This is a genomic window from Flavilitoribacter nigricans DSM 23189 = NBRC 102662 (assembly GCF_002646595.1).
Lineage (GTDB): Bacteria > Bacteroidota > Bacteroidia > Chitinophagales > Saprospiraceae > Flavilitoribacter > Flavilitoribacter nigricans.
The window spans coordinates 21,838-40,097 of the sequence record NZ_PDUD01000035.1 but is presented as its reverse complement, the minus strand read 5'-3'; the positions used below and the strand labels follow the sequence as shown (position 1 = coordinate 40,097).

Here is an 18,260-nt window from a genome sequence, read left to right as displayed (position 1 = left end):
TTTATTCTTAATCCTCCCTGATCTGCACCCCTACAGGGTCAGCCAGTAGTTCCATTTGAATACAATGGCCCGATTTTTATGCTGCAGGAACGGATCGCTGAAATAATTGTCGGTATATACCAGAAAGAAATCCGACATGGGCTGGTAGCGCCACTGGAGTCGGCTATTGACGTTAAAGTTGTTACGCTGCGTATTGTACTGAAGAAAGGTGGTCCAGAACAACTGATTGGAAAAATTGATCTCCGTGCGCTGGTTGATGAGCGACAATTTATTATCACCGTAGGGTTCCGGTAATCGCAGATCGTTCTGTTCAAAAGCGATACTGAAATTCCCCCAGGGTTGCGCCCGGTAGATGATGCCGGCCAGGTAGCGAAATAGTTTCCCGTTATAGAACTGACCGCCCTGCATTTCGGCTTCCAGCGCAAACGCCTTGCGCGCATCCGACTTATAGCCCGCAATGAACTGCGTGTACTCGTATCGGGCCGGCGGTAGCGGCGGTCCTTCCGTAAACCGCGAAGCAAACAGCAGTCGATTATCATAATTCTCTACCGAAAAGCTGAATTCCCCCGTATTGCGGAAAAGCGCACTGTAATCCAGGGTACTGCGGCGTTCGTTCAGGGTCCAGTCCGGATTAAAAATAAAGCGGGAACTGGTGGTAAACTCGTGGGCGATGAAAGCGCCGTCCCCCTGCGGACGAATGGTATACCCCAGTCGGTTAAATATATGCTCAAAGCCCAGGCGGATGACGGTATCCCGGGCGGCATCGTAATTTTCCAGTCGGGGAATGAAGCCCATATCGGCGTAATAGTTCGTGCCGATACCGATGTAATCGATGAAGTAGGACAGGTTACGACCGCTGTAGCGCACGCCGGCATTCCGGAAGGTGCTCGTCCCCACGCCGGACTTATCCGATACGTGAATGGCCACCCAGGGATTCCAGGTGCCGCTCAGATTACGGTAATTGAATTCCAGACCGGCATTGCGGCCGTAATCGTTCCCGTTGAATCCCTCTCCCGGCAGATAAGCCTGCCGGTTGGTCACGTAGCCTTTGATCAGCGACCGTTTCAGCACGCTCTGATTGAAGGACAAAATGCTGTAATTATGGGCGTCCCGATCGTCCGTTGCCCGGGTTTGCAAATTGAGCAGTCCAATGCGGGAGTTATTGCCGATGTTGCCACTCAAGCGGGCGCCGTAGAGTATGCGGATCGGCAGCGCGTTCTCGTCCAGCCCGATGGAACGGGTAAAGATCGGACGGGCCGGTGGCGTACCGAAGTCAGCAAACAGGTCGGCATTTTCCAGAAAGAATGGTCTTCGTTCGGGAAACTGCAAACTGAAACGGGTCAGATTGGTCTGCTGGATATCCACATCGATCTGAGAGAAATCCGGATTGACGGTCAGGTCCAGATTGAGCGAAGACGTGAGGGCCACCTTGGCGTCAAAACCACCGTCAAAGCGCGTTTCATCCGCCGGGTCTTCCACCTCATTATTCCGGTAAAGAGAACCGCTCAGATAAGGAATGAGAGACACGTTGGCGCCCGGTTTGGCGGGCGAGCGATCCCAGTGCAGCGCTCCGGTATAACCCAGATCCTGCACATCGAAATTCACGGGCATTTCCGTCCAGGAACTGACTTCGTTCCTTTTCAGATCGTAGCGAAAAAAATTGATGCCCCAGGTATCTTTACCGGCTTCGAAGCGAAGCGTTTTAAAAGGAATGGCCATTTCCACCACCCAGCGATCGTCGTGGCGCTGCACCGCGGAAAACCATTTGTTGTCCCAACTGAAATTAAGATCCCCAAATTGAGACGCACTGATCAGGTCTTCCGACTGCACATTCATCGGACTAACCCCAAACAGAAAGCCGTTGGAGCGACGGTTCACCGGGTCCAGTACCAGTCCGAAGGCATCTCCTTCAAAGAAGCGGCTGTCGCGTTTCAACGTCTGTACCACGTAGTAATTGGTATCGTAGCATTCGGCGGAGATGTACAAAAAGCGGTCATCGTAGGCCATCCGAACCACCGTTTGCCGGCCGGCCGGTAGCCCGTCCTGGGGGAATTTTTGCCAGAAGTCCGTGGCCGTATCCGCATTGCGCCAAACGTCCTCGGTGAGGGCACCATCCACCAGCATTTCTCCCGTGGCACGGCTGAGTCCTAACTGGTAGGCATCCTGCATGTCCTTTCCCGCAGACTGTGCCTTTCCCCATTGTCCGAATAAAAGAAGGCTCAGTATAATGTATAGGTAGCGTTTCATCATTCCTTGTCTTTAGCTAAAAAGATCACCCGCAGGTCGAGGCCTCCGGTGATCCTCTCAATATAAACCAGATACCCAGCGGTTTAGGCAACACCCAAACGCTCGCTCATTTAATATGGAATTCTATTCGTATGGGAATACCGCCAGCACAGAACGCGCCGACAAAGATCGGGAGTTGAGTCGTTCGTTTTGCTGGATGTTGTTGTGGCCTTTGCGTTGTTTCGACGCAATATAAGGATTATCTGTTCCTGCCCAAAGCAGTTCTGCGCTCTTCCGGTCGAAAGGTATTCTTCGGGTTTGATATCCTAATCTGCACCAGCATAGTACGGGCAAAAAAAGACCGCCGGGAGCAGGCCGTGTGCCGACTGGCATTCGGGCAACCCTGGCGGTCTTGTTGATTGCTTACTACAGACCGAAGGAAAATTGTGGGTTATTCGCCGGCAGCTTCCGCAGTGATGGCAGAAAGCGCATTGTCGATATTCTCAACAACATTATCCTGATCCTTGATATCGTATCTTTTAGCCAGATAGGTACCGGTGTAATACCCCATTTGGGTATTTCCGGCTGCATCCTCCCAAACCAGGATCTTCAGGGGCAGTTCAATACCGATCTCCTGATTGCTCTGCATCAACAGAGAGCCGCCTTCCGGTTTTCCAAAAATGATCAGGCGGGTCGGACGAAGCTCCAGTCCGACGTTGGCCGCTGCCGCGCTGTGGTCTACCTCCGCGATAACACTAAAAGAACGATCGAGCACGGCCTGCTTTACCTTTGTGTAGGTAGCCTCTACCCCACTGCTACTCTCTACCGTCTGCAGCGAGTTGATTTTCTTTTGACCCACGTATACGTCCGGCCCCTCGGAATCATTACCGCTGATCATGGCCAGCGCTCCGTCGATGCCGTCTTCGACGGCTTCCAGATCATCAATATTGTAATTGTCCGCCAGATAGGAACCATTGTAATAGGCGGTGATCGTCTCTCCATCTACCGCTTCGTAGACGAGCATTTTCAAAGGAAGATCGATCCCGATCCGCTGTTCTGCCTGCATCAATTTAGTCCCCACTTCTGGATTTCCGAAAATGATCAGGCGGGTCGGACGCAGATTGATCCCCACATTGGCGGCAGCCTGTCCGTGGTTCACTTCGGCAACCACATTGAGCCCCTTGCCTTCAATATTGGCTTTTACCGCCGCGTAAACATCCGCAACCGATGCTTCGTTCTCTACCTTGATCAAGGCCGTCTCCGGCTGGGTAGGATGGGGAACATCGTCACAGGTCTGGAAAAATAAGGCCGCAAACAACATGCAGCCGATAACAGATAAGTAATTCATTTGGTGTAGGTTATTGGATTCGAAAATGATGGGGCTCCTTTGGAACACTCTCCACAACACAAAAGGTCGATCCTCCTGAAAAAATCCACCTCCCATGCTTTTCCAATATTTTTGGGAAACTATTTCCGGCACGCTGCGGTTTTTTCATAAAATACCGTATTTTTGCGTCGCTTTTCGAAGGAAAGGCAGTAATGACATTTTGGTCCCGTAGCTCAGCTGGATAGAGCAGCTGACTTTAAGCATTGCTTACGAAGTAAGTAATTTAGGAGCCTCTATAAGGAAACAGAACTTATAGAGTGGATGCCACCGTATCGGGGAAACCTCACTTCCATTCTGGAACTGGCAATCCCGAGGAAACTTACGGTCATTTTTATATCTTTGGTAATATGTTTACGCATCATACCAAAAATAAAGGTGACCTCGGTGTATTGAAGGCTAAGGTCGATTTGTATGGGATGGGATACATGATTTTTATCCCTAACAATCTAACAAATCAGTATCCCTTAGGGTAAATGCACCTCTTAATGGACAACACGCATTAGCTAATGATGCTGAAGTCTACAGAAAGGTTCCGTAGAGACTGTACGTGGCACACCTGAGATGGTGAAGAGACAGTCCAGACCACAAACTGCCATCCGGCAGGCGGCGAAAGTCGTAGTTGGTAAGCTAATCAGCAGGCCACAGGTTCGAATCCTGTCGGGATCACAGAGTAAAGCAATATGTTCTACCGCAAAGCCTTGATTGTCAACAATCAGGGCTTTTTTCGTTATATTCATTGGGTTTGCGAGGTAGTTAAAAAAGTACGACAACTTGCAACAACATGTTTTATAGGTATTATTATGTGCACTTACTATTAAGAATATCTTTAGAAAACACCAAGCCCATGAAGCTAAAGAAAATGCTCTGGACTTACGATCCGTACAAGGATGGTTCCTGCGACATCAAATTCTATACCTACCACAACAAAAAGCAAAAGATCCTGTCTATCGGCTACGCGGTCCTGCCTGAACAGTGGGACGATTTACAGAGTGAAGCGGGTATGTAATACTCATACAATCTCCGTTATTTCTTCAGTTCGGCACTTCGCTGCACATACCGCCGTAACCATTATACTGACTGACGTATGCAAGCTCTTCTTCAGTATACGGCTGACCGAACCGCTCATTTTCTAATACCAAAGCCTCAATCGAACGATTAAGGCTGCACTTTATTTAACTTATACTGAAATTTTCGAAATTTCTTTACTCTTGAGGTGGAGTAAATAGAAGAAATTGTTGCTCAAAGGCAATTTTGAATTAAACTCTAATTAAATTTCCGCTATTTCTTCGGCTTTAACCTTCAATAGGAATTTGGATATTAATTTTCGTTCCCCTACCGACAGAAGATTCAATTTGGATATCTCCCGAAAGTTCAGAAATACGGCCTTTAATGTTCCTTAGGCCTATTCCTTCCTTGTAACTGAGAGAATTTATATCAAAACCAAAACCGTCATCCTCTACAAGAATTTCGACCGTGCCACCAATACGTGAAAGCTGAATTAGAAGCTTCGTAGCCTTTGCATGCTTAAGAGCATTGCTAACTAATTCTTGTATGATTCTGTATATTTTAACTTCAGTTGAAACATCCAAACGTTCATCGAAATTAAAAGTAGAAAGCTCAATCATTAATTGGCCACTTTCTTGAATTACACGAACCATATCCTGTAATTGTGCAACCAACCCAACGGTGCTTAAAGCACTATCTGAACTTAGGTTATGAGATAACCTCCGGACCTCTTCATTAGCTTCATTGAGTAAAGACATTGATTCTTGAAAACGTTTTCTATTTTCCAAATTTGGAAAGCCCGTTTTGTTGTCAAGACTAGAAAGTAAAAGCTTTATTGTTGCAAGCATACTTCCAACTCTATCATGAAGGTCACGGCCGATTCGCTTGCGTTCTTCTTCCTGTATCTGAAAAAGAGCTAGAGTGAATTCCTCATCCCTTTCTTGCAGGATCTCTAATGCCTTTCTTTCTTTATTTCGACGTTCACTGCTCACATTGATTATATGAATCTCTTTATCACTGAGTTTTCGCATACCATATTCTCCTTGCAATATAGTATCCAAATCAGTATTACTAAATTCAACTTCTCGGTCAGAAGCAATATCAATTCGCTTACTATCAATCAAACGAAAAGCCCTTTGACCAATTAGATCGGAATTATTAAAATTTTCTATAATGATTGGCGCTAAGGCATCATGGGCAAGCCGAATGGTAGCCTGATTTCCTCTATCTAGGGAGGTAAGTAAAAAAAGATGTTCCAATTCCTGGATTAGAGAGTCAATTGAAAAAATATGTGCGTAACGACTTCTCCACTCAGACTCTCCTGCCTTCTTGGCCGTAGCTCGAACCGTCGTGAAAAATTTAAGAATGTCCAGGACTAAGCCACTCTCAACTTCTCGAGGAAACTTTTTTTCTAATTCTTTTATTTGTGTACTGAGCATACTGGTTAAGCTCTGTTCCTGAAATCCAGAGTAAAGATTTGAATCGAAAATTTTATCTTCATTGTTATCCTTCACAGCATCCCACATCTTGCGTAGTAGAATTTGTAGTAAAGGCGCGATATGAGATTCTTCATCAGTGAGAATGTGGTCAGCGATTTTTTCTGGTAGCCCATTTTGAATTTCAAGATTGAATCGCCTTTTGAGCCAAGGATCGAACGCTACTCCAGTAATTGCTTTGACCAATTCTCTTTTCCTCAAAGGTTTAAGTAAAATAGAGCTATAATCAATACTCAAATCATCTAACATATCTTGCGTTTCTGCCAGAAACTCTTTTCTAAAACTTAATACTATCTGTAGGTTTCCATCCTTTGCCAATGTTGACTTGATGGAACTGAAGATCTCTTTAACTTCACTACTTGAAGACGTGAAAATTTCTTCAAGTTGATCAATCACATATACTTTCTCTTTATCAGCGACATTAATTTGTGTGCCATCCAAACTATTTACCACTCCTTTCCCAGAATTCCACCTTAGGTAATGGCAAATCCACCTGTATTCTAATCTTGGTAATAAACCTGCATGCAGAAGAGAAGACTTTCCGACTCCGGATTGTCCATATAGTAATACTAGGCGTTCACCTGATAGAATCCAATTATATAGCTTCTGAATTTCTTTCTCTCTTCCAAAAAATATTGGTGCATCCTCTCTGGAAAACCAACGTAGACCGATAAAAGGGTATTTCGGTCTGGGTAAATTTGGCAGGGGTGGTAATTGTAACTCAAGATTCTCATTTGGAAGAAGATCGACAATTTTTAAGAGGGAGTGATGGAGATTATTTTTCCTCACCCTTAATTCTTCCGAGGTTGAAGTTTCTTTTCTTTTGTCTTCGCTGTAAGATTGAAATGAGGCAAGATGAACAGTTAGTTCTCGGCTTAATTCAAAATTTCTTTGAATAAAAGAAGCTGATCTTAAAAACTCGATTGCGGCTAGAGTCTTATTTTCAGCGATTAATTGATGAAGCTCTTGTTTTGTGATTAGATACATAAAATTAATTTCAAAAGCTTTCTTCGTTGTTGGATTTATCTTTCTAATTCATTAATATACGGAATATAGTAGCTTAGAAGCAAATCGCTTTAAAGCTTAATTCTATTTTCGTCCTCCCCCGCTGGCTGTAGAATGCCCTCGCTGTCCGTGAACCGCTAGCAGGAGTTTGCAACTCCGGTATAATATCCAACCAAAAATAAACCTGCATGCTGATGATATGGACTGAAAAATTTGATATAGGACTTCAAACCCTAGATATCTACCGGCGATACCCTGAGCTTTTGCCCCTAATTGGAACAGAATATGGCCAGATGGATACGAAAGTTTTGATCATTGGTGAAAGCCACTATCTACCGGAAAAAAGTCATATTCATCTGGACTATACTACCTGGTATGATTCCAGCTCCCAAAATTTAGATGATGAAGAAAGAGATTATATATATACCCGGCAGAATGCAGGTAACGGGAAAAACCAAAAATACGATTCGAAAGCCTTTTCGATCTTCCGAAATATCGAGACTGCTATACTCGAGCTACAACCCCAGCGTATTAATACCTATAACTTGTTTAGGTATACCGTTTTTCTGAATTATTTCCTTCGCCCGGCTCAAACGGGAGAAAGTATTGTAAGGCACGAAATGGATAAAACCCGTTCGTTTTGGAATATATGTGCCCTACAGTCCATTTTAGATTATGAGTACCTGATCTTTGTCAGTAGGATGGCTTATAATGACTTTGATTGGTACTACAGAAATGTAAAGCAGCTGGAAGGGATTAAATACTTCTCGGTACCTCATCCAAGCTCAAGCTGGTGGAATACTAAAAGCTTAAAATACGGATACAAGGATCAGCCTATCCTGACGGGAAAAGAAAAGTTTCAAAAAATTGTATCTGAAATTGGGTTGTTTGATTTTGGTACAGAGGTTTTTTGATTAGAAGTTTTTTGAGATCTATCCACAGGGCATATTCGATTGACAGGTATTGTAACGCTATCTTCATATATAAGTTTTCCCACATTTCTCTTATTTTACGCAGGTGAAAACCCTACTAGAAAAACTCCTAAAATTCCTGGGCCTGCTGGTGCTCATCATTGTAGTGAGCCTGATTCCCGAGCTGATCGGTGGGGATATCGCCGCTGCGCTTAAGGAAAAACTGGGAGATCACTACTATCTCACCATCGGCGGCATTGGCTTTTTTACCATTCTCGCCTACGCCCTCTGGACCGAAGGCGATAAGTTCTTCAAAAAGAAAAAAGGCGAGCCTACCGCCGAAGCCGTCTCCGAAGACAACCTGCAAAAGATCCGCACCGGCCTGCTGGAAAGTTACCAGGAGCGCCTGCGAAGCAAACTCGCCGCCCGTTTTCCCATCAATCTGGAACTGAAATACTCCACCGAAGGCACCAACACCAAAGCCGATATCTACGATAATAAGACCATCCGCTCCACCAAGATCAAAGAGGAGCTGATCCACCTCTTCGATAAACATCGCGGCCGCCTGCTGATCATCGGTGAGCCCGGAGCCGGGAAGACGACTTTGTTGCTGCAGCTGGCCTATGAACTCCTCTACCGGCAGGATCCCGTCATCACCGATATCCCGATCATCATCAATATGGCCACCTGGCGGGAGCGTTTTTCGTCGGTGGAGGAATGGCTAAAGGAACTGCTGCCGCAAATGGGCTTTTCCAAGGGTCTGGTGGAGCAGTTGCTTACCGAAAATCGTTTGCTGCCGCTCTTCGATGGCCTGGACGAGCTGGGCGAAGATCTCCGGCAGCCTTGTTTGGAAGCTATCGCGGAATACGGCAAAAAACAAGAACGGCAATACGTTATCTGCTCACGCATCGTGGAATACGCGGAAACGGTAGATGCGCCGGTCTACTGCCAGATCATGGTGAAGCCCTTAACGATCACGCAGATCAAAGAAGGCCTCCAGGAAGTGAACTCTCCGGAAACGAATGGCATTCTGGATGCGATGAAAAAGGATCCACTGCTGCGAGAAGCGATCAAGACGCCATTTTATTTGAATACGGTGCAGTTGTTGTTTGCTTCTTCTAAAGTATGGGAGGAGTTTGATTTTAAGGCGGATACTTTGGAGGGCCGGCAGCAAGAAATCGTGGAGTTTTTTGTGGCGGATGCTACCGGTGGTTTTGAAAAGTATACCTCTGACCAGGTCAAAAAATATCTGGGCTTTTTGGCGGATCGAATGACCTGGAAGGGGTTGGTGGAGTTTGAGTTGGTAAATTTGCAGTATGATTGGGGGCGGTTTGGGAGGAGGCAGTTATTTATGGCTAAATTTTTAGAAGGTCTGGTCGGCGGTCTGGTCGGCGGTCTGGTCGGCGGTCTGGTCGGCGGTCTGGTCGGCGGTCTGGTCGGCGGTCTGGTCGGCGGTCTGGTCGGCGGTCTGGTCGTCGGTCTGATCGACGGTCTGATCGACGGTCTGAGTGAAATCTGGCCGGATGAAAAGAAGTATTTGACTTTCAAGCTTTTTAACAAGGATTTAATAATAGATCTGGTCTTCGGTCTGGTCTTAGGTCTGGGCGTCGGTCTGGTCTTCGGTCTGGTCGGCGGTCTGGGCGGCGGTCTGGGCGTCGGTCCGGTCGTCGGTCTGGTCGGCGGTCTGGTCGGCGGTCTGGTCGGCGGTCTGGTCGGCGGTCCGGGCGATAGTCCGGCCATAATAGATACAAAGGACTCAGTAAATTGGTCCTTCTTTTACTTTAAAAAGAGATTAAGAACTTATCTGGTCGTCGGTCTGATCGTCGGTCTGGTCTTCGGTCTGGTCGGCGGTCTGGGCGTCGGTCTGGGCGTCGGTCTGGTCTTCGGTCTGGTCGGCGGTCTGTTCGGCGGTCTGGTCGGCGGTCTGGTCGACCAATTAAAGCATACTACTTCTTTCATAAAGATCACTCGTCCCCACCACCGATTTAGAGCTTCTATGTGGGCCTTGTATTTTTCTATTTTACAATATTGGCATTTGAAAAGGCTTTTGCGTCGCAAGGGCTTACTACCTAAGGAATTGGTCGTTTTTTTAAAACGTGCTACCATCCAGGACATTCTCGAATCTGACGGTGGTTCCTGGCGTTTTCGGCATCGGATCTTGCAGGAGTATTTTGCGGGGCATTGGGGGGCGGTATATGGAGCGGCGTTTCCGCGGGGTGAGGAGGAGGAAGAAAAAAGCCCTGAACTAACAACGCAAAGCAATGACTAGATATCTATCGCGATTTGAATCAGGACAATTTTGGAAGAAACTAATTCCAGCAATTTTAATTACTGGATTAGCTATCTGGTGCTATGATTTTTGGTGGCAGACTCTTGATCCGTTCAGCTATTACCAACAAGCTAAATTTGAGTATATAAGTGTATGCTTTCCTACTCCAAGGTATGCAACATTCTTTATAGCTTTCACACTTACTGTCTTAATAGGATTTATCTTATCAGCATTTTTTGGTAGCCGTCGAGGATACCATATCGTAACATGGACCTTGATCATTTTAATACCAATCTCTTTAATCCAATTTTGGCCCTTTTTGATAAGATTATGGAATTACGGACATTGGATATATCTGGATGGTGAAGTAAGGGAAATCCCCTTAACTACGAAGGAAAAATTGAATGAAATATACCTGCCAATACTTTTTAATCTGGTCAAAGTAGTTGCGCTTTTTTCAGGGCTTTGGATATGGACCAGGGAGAAAATAAAATCTGAATTTTTATATTTTCGCTAATGCTTTTATTCAATCTAACTTATCCCAGTTTTCAAGAGTTAGAATTTTACTACCAAGAATATCTTAAGAAGCATTTTCAGGTTTTCACAACTAATTGATACACAAGAAATTACACAGCTTTATAAGAACCCTGTCGGGATCACCTCACCTCTCTTTACGAAACGCTGGCGGTAATTGAAGCCACCGTGGCGGACCACGAAATACAACTGCCACAGCTGATCCGAAAAAAAATTCCACTGAGGCAACAGGATTACCGAAATCCTGCAGGATTAAAAGTTTAATCCAACCCCACTCCCACTCATCATCCGGCCACATCCAGCCTGCTAGGAAAAGTACTGTCCTACAATAAAAATGAAAACCAGATCGGTATTCGCTTCCAGATAGGCCTTGACAATAAGCGTACCTTTTTTCAATTGCTTTTTTACCGTACTGACGGAAATATTCAATTCATCGGCAATTTCCTTAAGGGAAAAACCTTCCCTATAACGAAGCTGAAATACCTGTCGGCAGCGTGGTGGCAGACTTTCAACTGCCTTTTGGGCGATCTCCAGGCCTTCCTTGAAGATCAGTTGTTCTTCCAACGGATTGTCGAGGCTTTGGAAGTAATTCTGAACAAACTCCTTCCTGAGTGCTTCATCTTTCGCCGCCTTCCTCAAATAAGTTATGGACAAATCGCGGGTGATCTTCAGCAGGAGTCCACTGATGGACTGGGTGGCCTGGATGGTCGTATGCTTCTCCCATATTTTGGTAAAAACATCAAGTGTGATCTCCTGCGCAACTTCCCGGCTGCGCACGAATTGAAAGCTATAGTAATAGACCTTGGACCTGTACTTCTCGAACAGAAAAGCAAAGCTTTGTTTATTGCCTCCGGACAGCTGGATCAGATGGTGTTTTTCTTGAGCATCCATTTTGACTAGACGAATCGGCCATAGAATTCCAAACAAATTTAAATAGACGGCGACTAAAAGTAGAATAAAATTCTGGAAAAATACCAATCCGTAATTTTTTTAAAAAAAGTGGAGATCCGCATGGGCCCCAGGGGGTCTTTTTGTCGGAGTATATAAATAGAGTCACGATCCTGACCCTTAAAACACCATCCGTTGCATGGCGAATAAAGAAAAACTGATCGAAAAATTATACAGGGGCGCCTGCTCAAAAGCAGAGTTGGAGCAGCTGTTGGACCTGATCCGGGAGGACCCGGCCGAAACCTATAAGGACGTTATGACCAGGCTTTGGGAGGAGTTAAAAAACTACCCGGAGATGGAGGATACCATGGCTACGGATATGACGCAGGAGCTTTTCAGGCGAATAGATACCGTCGATTCCTCTGATCTGCAAAAAACCAAACCCCAGCGAGGGCGGCTCCATATTCGGTTCCGTCGAAGACGCCTATTGCAAGTGGCCAGTGCTGCCGTATTCCTGCTCCTGGTCGGTACGCTGACCTGGCTTTGGGTCGGAGCGGAAGATATGGTGGTGACCCAGACGGCCTTCGCCGAACAAAAGACCATCGCTCTTCCCGACGGATCTACGGTAAAATTGAACGCTAATTCTTCCATTCAATACCACGAAAACTGGGATGACCGCCAATCCAGGCAGGTCTGGCTGGAAGGTGAAGCCTATTTCGAAGTAGAGAAAAAGCTGGAGACCGGACAAAAGTTCGAAGTCATTACCGAATATCTTACCGTAGAAGTGCTCGGCACTACCTTCAATGTCAATGCCCGGGATGCGACCACCGAAGTCTTCCTGGAGGAAGGTAAGATCAATCTGGATCTGGAGGAACAGGCGGAAGATATCCTCATGGAACCGGGCGAGCTGCTGACCTACACCCAGGCTACCGGGACATCCACCAAAAAACGGATTGAAAACGAAGCGCCTGCTTCCTGGAAAGATGGCACGGCTATTCTCAGGGATGCGCTGTTAAAAGACATCATTCAAAAGATCCACGAACTCTACGAGGTCAAAGTGGTGGTGGAAGACCAGTCCGACCTGGAGCGGGAATTCACCATATTCCTGCCCGTAGACGATCCGGATACCGGCTTCAATATGCTGGAAGGATTGGGACTGGAAGTGCAAAAAGGTGAGACGATCTGGACCATAAAATAAAAAAACCGGGACAATCAAAGACTGCTATTCCCGGCTACAAAATTCTCTATTAAAAAAACGAAATTATGAAATTTAAGCAACCATTCCTAGGGGTTTGCCTGCTTTTGTGCCTATTTGGCGGGCGACTACCGGCGGCGACCGGCGATCATCCACCTACAAACGCGGGAGATCGGCTGTTGCTGGAAGTATTGGACGAACTAAGCGAAACCTACGAAGTCTTTTTCTCCTACGAGAACCGCCTGCTGCGGGAGGTTCGGGTGGATTTTAAATTTAGATCCGGAGAAAGCCTCGACTCCGCCATGAATCGGCTGTTGAAAAGTGTCGGACTGGAATACCGGGCCATCAGCACCAAATACTACGTCATCTATCAGGATTCCAAAAAGGGAAAGAAGCGAGCCAACCAGCTGGAAAGAAAAATAAGACAACTAAAAAAGCTGGAAGAAAAAGGGAAGATCAACCTAAAGATCCAAAGCAGCAATCGGCTGGATAAAGTCCGATCCATTACGGAAAGCGCCCTGCTGCTGCAACAGGAGCAATTGGTGAGCGGCACCGTGATCGACAACGACGGTATTCCCCTGATCGGGGCCACCATTGTTGAAAAAGGTACCGCAAACGGCACTACGACGGATGTGGAAGGGAAATTCCAGATCAATGTTGGCGATGATGCGGTGCTGACTATTTCCTACGTAGGCTATTATCCGCTGGACATTCCGGTAGATGGCCGGACGGAGATCGCCATAACGATGGAAATGGATGTGGAAAATTTGTCCGAAGTCGTCGTCGTAGGCTACGGTACGGCCAAAAAGAGCGATATCACCGGTTCGGTGGCCAGTTTTGATTCCAAGGCACTGGACCGTCAGCCGGCCAACAACATTACGGAGTTAATGCGATCTGCCCTGCCGGGGCTCAACGTCGGTTTAAGTACCAATGCGGAGGGAAGTTCGGGTTTGCAGGTGAGAGGTCCGACTTCACTGGGCGCCAACAATTCACCTTTACTGGTGGTAGATGACGTCATTTTCCAGGGAGACCTTTCCAGCATTAATCCCGCCGATATTGAAAGTGTCAATGTATTGAAAGATGCCAGTGCGGCGGCCGTCTACGGTTCCCGCGCCGCGGCGGGTGTGATCATCATCACCACCAAAAAAGGCTCCACCGGAAAACCTACGATCAATGTGCGGAGTGCTACGGGCTGGACCCAGGCGGGTGTGATCCAGGATGTATACGGTCCCGGAGAGTACCTGGACTATAAAGCCGCCGTATTTGACCAGATAGATGCCGGCAACCAGCCGGGATATTATGCCGACCCTAACAAACTGCCGACGGGCGTTTCACTGAATGACTGGCTGGATTACGACGGCCTGGTCGGTACCGCTACCGATCCGCAGGATATCTGGTTGGGCCGCTTACAATTGAGCGATATTGAAATTGCCAATTACAAAGCTGGAAATGCCCTGGACTGGCGAGACATTATTTTCCAAACCGGCCTCCGGATGAATAACACGGTCAGTGTGTCCGGACGAACCGAAAATCTGAGTTATTACACTTCCTTGGGTTATGTAAAGAACGAGGGCATTCTGCGCTATCAGGAATACGCTGCCTTAAGGGGCCGGCTCAATCTGGAAATGGCCGTTACCGACTTCCTGTCCATGGGCATTAATCTCCAGGCCTCTTCTCAGGAAGAGCCTACCGGTTTGCCCAACCACCTGGATATTTACGAAAAACAAAGTCCGTTTGGCGATCTATATTACGACGATGGCAGTTACCGGCACCAACCCTACGATGATGCGCTGGCCGTTAATCCGCTCTTGTGGGAATACAAGGACAATTACTACCAGCAACGGGAGCTGTTTTCCAATCTGTTCGCCAAAGTGAGCCTACCCTTTGGCCTTTCCTACCGGGTAAACTGGTCGAACCGGGCGTATTTCATCCAGGATTATCGGTTCAATCCGGTCATTGCCTCCATCGGTGCCGGCGGAGATGCGGGTTCCAGACGGGAGCAGTTTGATCAGCGGTGGATGGTCGATAATATTTTGAACTGGAACCGGACACTCGGCAGCCATAGTTTCGATCTTACCTTTCTATACAATGTAGAAAAGGCGGAGACCTTTTCCAGTAGTCAGTCCAACTCCCAGTTCAGTCCCAATGACAACCTCTCTTACCACGATCTGTCGACCGGATTCAATCCCAGCATTGGGAGTAATGATACCCGGGCCACCGCCGACGCGATGATGGGAAGACTGAACTACGGCCTGCTGGATCGCTATTACCTGACCCTAACTTTGAGAAGGGACGGCTATTCGGCTTTTGGTTCCAAAAATCCCCGAGCGACTTTCCCGGCGGTATCCTTTGCCTGGCGTTTATCCGACGAGGCATTCCTGCGGGATTCCAAACTCATTGACAACCTCAAGCTGAGGCTATCCTGGGGTAAGAATGGCAACCGGGATATCGGAGTCTATTCGGCACTCTCCAGGCTCAACGGCACTAGTTATATCTACGGCCAATCTACCGTGATCGGCATCAATGCTACCGACCTCGCCAACGCCGATCTAAAATGGGAAACTACCACTTCGTATAATGCCGGTCTGGACTTTGGGATCGGCGGATCGGGACGCATTTCCGGTTCGGTAGATGTCTACCACAGTGTGACCAATGACCTGCTGCTCCAGCGGACCTTACCGATCATTACGGGTTATACCGACGTATTTGCCAATCTCGGGGAAGTACAGAATAAGGGACTGGAGATCAGCCTGAACAGCGTTAACCTCAACCGGGACGGTTTTACCTGGGGTTCAAATCTATCCTTTTGGTACAACCGCAATAAGATCACCCATCTTTACGGCGACATGGTCGATATACTCGATGCCAACGGCAATGTGATCGGACAGCGGGAAGAGGATGATATTGAGAACGGCTGGTACATCGGCCACGCCATTGATGAAATATTCGACTACCGGGTATTGGGTATCTGGCAGGTAGGTGAAGAAGATGAAGCCGCGCTTTACGGCCGGGTGCCCGGCGACCTTAAGATCGAAGATGTCAACCGGGATAGTCTGATCAATTTCGATGACCAGGTTTTTCAGGGCTATGCGACTCCCCGCTACCGGCTCAGTTTCCGAAATGATATCACCTTCCGGCAATTTGATCTGTCCATCCTGATGAACGCTTTTCTCGATTACCGGGGCGTGAATAACGAGCATTTCAACTCCCGGGTCCAGCAACAGCGGGTCAATAAATACATAACCCCGTACTGGACGCCGGACAATCCATCGAACGAATGGGCCAGACTGGATTCCAAGAATTCATCTCCCGTTACCCGGTGGTACGATAACAAATCCTTTCTGCGGGTCCAGAATATCACGCTGGGATATACCATGCCCCGCAGTTTATTGGAGAAGTGGAATATACAATCCCTCCGGCTTTACGCCAATGTTCAGAATTTACCGGCTTTTACGTTTGGTGGGTGGAATTATCGCTGGGATGTGGAGACGAGTGCCCCTACCCCACTCATTACCACGCTGGGTCTGGATTTGAGCTTTTAATCTGAAAAATTTGAATCATGAAAAATTACCTATATATATTCCTTTCGGTGCTGTTTTTGCTCACCGCCTGCTCCAAAGAGAGACTGGTACCGGAGCCGCTTTCGTTCTTTTCTCCGGAAAATACCCTGAATAATAAAGCCGGTCTGGAGGCCGTGATCATTACCATGAACCGAAGACTGCGCAACGAATACGCCCAGTTGGAAAACCACCATCTGCTCGGCGAGTGGAACTACTCGGATATGAGTGTAAATGGTGCTCCACCCAATAACATCGTACACAATCTGGAACTACAGATGACTCCTAATTCCGGTGAAGATCGTGAGGTATCTGCCTACTGGGACCTGGCCTGGCAGGCGATCAAAGATGCCAATCTGGTGATCAACCGGGCCGGAATGATCGATGTGACGGAAGCAGAAAAAAACGAGCTGCTGGCTCAGGGGTATTTCGGGCGCTCGTACTGGTACTACCGGCTCGTCCACCAGTTTGGCGATGTTCCCCTGGTGTTGGAAGAGATCAATTCTCCCCGACTCGACTTTTATTCCCATTCCCGGGAAACCATCCTGCAGAAGATCACCGAAGACCTGGAATTTGCCGTGCAATGGCTACCGGAATCCGTACAACCCGGAGAGGTAAGCCGGGCCGCCGGATCGTTTTTACTCACCAAGTGCTACTTGGCACTCCGCCGGTTCGACCAGGCGATAGCCGAAGCCTCCCAGGTGATTGACGGCAGCCAATATGCCCTAATGACCGAGCGCTTCGGCACCACCGAGCCGGAATTCCTGACCTATTCTTTTCTCGATCCCGATCAGTTCGATGTATTATGGGATCTGCACCAAAAAAATAACAAGAGCCTGCCGGAGAATACGGAAGCCATTCTGGTTGTACAGGATCAGCATCTGACCGAAGGTAATGTGGATGATCGGGGCACGGCCAAAATGAGGGACACTGGGCCCGTCTGGTGGCAGGCCCGGGATCCTAACGGCGTACGCGCCTGTACGGACCTGGACTACGGCAGCGGCCTCCGCATGATCGAACAACTCGGACGCGGCGTAGGCCGGATGGTACCCTCTCACTACGTACGGGAATTGCGAGCTGAAGATCCTAACGATCTGAGGTATTCCCACAACAACTGGTTCGGCATGGAGCGATACGTTTATAATGATCCCAAATCGGACTACTACGGTCAGCCATTTGATCCCAATTCCGTTACCGACATTCGCCAGTGGTACCCGGTCGCCTACAACAAGATGGTGTACATCGATGAAACCGGCAACACCCGTCCCGACCGCTCCTCCAGTGATGAATACGTTTACCGGCTGGCGGAGCTCTACCTGCTGCGGGCGGAAGCCTACTGGTGGAAAGGAGAATTGGATCAAGCTACGGCAGACGTGAACACCATCCGGGCCAGAGCCCAGGCTACTCCGGTAGCAACGGTAGATATTGAATATATCTTTGATGAAAGAGCCCGGGAGCTTTACCACGAAACGCCACGCAAATCGGAACTGACGCGGGTTGCCTACATCATGGCGCAGCTCGGCAGGAACGGTTACTCCCTGGAGAGCATGCACCAGAACAACTGGTTTTACGACCGGGTGATCAGTCGGAATAATTTTTACCGGGATGAGATCCTCCAGGGCAGTAATATTTACCGGATACGACCGTACCATGTGTATTGGCCGATCAAGGAGGCGGAGATCCGGGCAAATTCATTGGGGCACATCAATCAGGCTAATGGATATCCGGGGGCTGAAACCAATATCCCTCCGCTGACCGATCCGAATCAAACCAAACCCGAGTAGTTT

The 18,260-nt window shown here is 47.7% G+C and carries 11 protein-coding genes; 7 read left to right on the top strand and 4 right to left on the bottom strand.

Translation table 11 applies throughout. From position 1 onward, the window contains the following. Positions 1-30 precede the first annotated feature (30 nt). Together CRP01_RS29310 and CRP01_RS29305 are read right to left on the bottom strand one after the other, a co-directional pair. Complete coding sequence (locus tag CRP01_RS29310) at positions 31-2,250, bottom strand: DUF5916 domain-containing protein (RefSeq protein WP_099153628.1); 2,220 nt, start codon at positions 2,248-2,250, stop codon at positions 31-33. 427 nt (positions 2,251-2,677) lie between these two features. Then, positions 2,678-3,574 (bottom strand): DUF302 domain-containing protein, encoded by an 897-nt coding sequence (locus CRP01_RS29305; RefSeq protein ID WP_170110593.1) that lies wholly within the window; start codon positions 3,572-3,574, stop codon positions 2,678-2,680. A gap of 883 nt (positions 3,575-4,457) precedes the next feature. Here CRP01_RS29305 and CRP01_RS42510 point away from each other — a divergent pair. Further along, positions 4,458-4,619, top strand: a complete 162-nt coding sequence (locus CRP01_RS42510; protein WP_170110592.1) for a hypothetical protein — start codon at positions 4,458-4,460, stop codon at positions 4,617-4,619. 286 nt (positions 4,620-4,905) lie between these two features. On the opposite strand, the gene CRP01_RS29300 is transcribed toward CRP01_RS42510, so the two are convergent. Beyond that, complete coding sequence (locus CRP01_RS29300) at positions 4,906-7,101, bottom strand: nSTAND1 domain-containing NTPase (protein ID WP_099153626.1); 2,196 nt, start codon at positions 7,099-7,101, stop codon at positions 4,906-4,908. Between the two features lie 206 nt (positions 7,102-7,307). Here CRP01_RS29300 and CRP01_RS29295 point away from each other — a divergent pair, with 206 nt between their 5' ends. The 3 genes from CRP01_RS29295 to CRP01_RS29280 all read left to right on the top strand — a co-directional run bounded on the left by CRP01_RS29295 (position 7,308) and on the right by CRP01_RS29280 (position 10,816). Beyond that, positions 7,308-8,033 (top strand): hypothetical protein, encoded by a 726-nt coding sequence (locus CRP01_RS29295; RefSeq protein ID WP_099153625.1) that lies wholly within the window; start codon positions 7,308-7,310, stop codon positions 8,031-8,033. A gap of 103 nt (positions 8,034-8,136) precedes the next feature. Continuing rightward, positions 8,137-10,299: an NACHT domain-containing protein gene (locus tag CRP01_RS42505; RefSeq protein ID WP_170110591.1), complete on the top strand. Its 2,163-nt coding sequence runs from the start codon at positions 8,137-8,139 to the stop codon at positions 10,297-10,299. After that, positions 10,292-10,816 (top strand): hypothetical protein, encoded by a 525-nt coding sequence (locus tag CRP01_RS29280; protein WP_099153623.1) that lies wholly within the window; start codon positions 10,292-10,294, stop codon positions 10,814-10,816. The genes CRP01_RS42505 and CRP01_RS29280 overlap by 8 nt, the downstream gene beginning before the upstream one ends. A 323-nt stretch (positions 10,817-11,139) precedes the next feature. Here the strand turns inward: CRP01_RS29280 and CRP01_RS29275 are convergent, their stop codons facing one another. After that, a complete protein-coding gene (locus CRP01_RS29275) occupies positions 11,140-11,724 on the bottom strand; it encodes an RNA polymerase sigma factor (RefSeq protein WP_099153622.1) in 585 nt (194 codons plus the stop codon). 196 nt (positions 11,725-11,920) lie between these two features. On the opposite strand from CRP01_RS29275, the gene CRP01_RS29270 reads away from it, so the two are divergent. The 3 genes from CRP01_RS29270 (at position 11,921) to CRP01_RS29260 (ending at position 18,257) form a co-directional block, all read left to right on the top strand. Then, positions 11,921-12,919 carry a FecR family protein gene (locus tag CRP01_RS29270; RefSeq protein WP_099153621.1) on the top strand — a complete coding sequence of 333 codons (999 nt, stop codon included), beginning with the start codon at positions 11,921-11,923 and terminating at the stop codon, positions 12,917-12,919. Between the two features lie 65 nt (positions 12,920-12,984). Beyond that, entirely contained in the window at positions 12,985-16,458 is a 3,474-nt protein-coding gene (locus CRP01_RS29265; protein ID WP_099153620.1) for a SusC/RagA family TonB-linked outer membrane protein, read from the top strand. A gap of 17 nt (positions 16,459-16,475) precedes the next feature. Further along, positions 16,476-18,257, top strand: coding sequence for a RagB/SusD family nutrient uptake outer membrane protein (locus CRP01_RS29260; protein WP_099153619.1), 1,782 nt, complete (start codon positions 16,476-16,478; stop codon positions 18,255-18,257). The last annotated feature ends 3 nt before the right edge of the window (positions 18,258-18,260 follow it).

Excerpts from the sequence above, each read along its gene's own strand:
- CRP01_RS29305 (WP_170110593.1), bottom strand. The coding sequence starts at position 3,574 with ATGAATTACTTATCTGTTATCGGCTGCATGTTGTTTGCGGCCTTATTT.
- CRP01_RS29275 (WP_099153622.1), bottom strand. The coding sequence starts at position 11,724 with ATGGATGCTCAAGAAAAACACCATCTGATCCAGCTGTCCGGAGGCAAT.
- CRP01_RS29260 (WP_099153619.1), top strand. The coding sequence starts at position 16,476 with ATGAAAAATTACCTATATATATTCCTTTCGGTGCTGTTTTTGCTCACC.
- CRP01_RS29310 (WP_099153628.1), bottom strand. The coding sequence starts at position 2,250 with ATGATGAAACGCTACCTATACATTATACTGAGCCTTCTTTTATTCGGA.
- CRP01_RS29295 (WP_099153625.1), top strand. The coding sequence starts at position 7,308 with ATGCTGATGATATGGACTGAAAAATTTGATATAGGACTTCAAACCCTA.
- CRP01_RS42510 (WP_170110592.1), top strand. The coding sequence starts at position 4,458 with ATGAAGCTAAAGAAAATGCTCTGGACTTACGATCCGTACAAGGATGGT.
- CRP01_RS29300 (WP_099153626.1), bottom strand. The coding sequence starts at position 7,101 with ATGTATCTAATCACAAAACAAGAGCTTCATCAATTAATCGCTGAAAAT.
- CRP01_RS29265 (WP_099153620.1), top strand. The coding sequence starts at position 12,985 with ATGAAATTTAAGCAACCATTCCTAGGGGTTTGCCTGCTTTTGTGCCTA.
- CRP01_RS29270 (WP_099153621.1), top strand. The coding sequence starts at position 11,921 with ATGGCGAATAAAGAAAAACTGATCGAAAAATTATACAGGGGCGCCTGC.
- CRP01_RS29280 (WP_099153623.1), top strand. The coding sequence starts at position 10,292 with ATGACTAGATATCTATCGCGATTTGAATCAGGACAATTTTGGAAGAAA.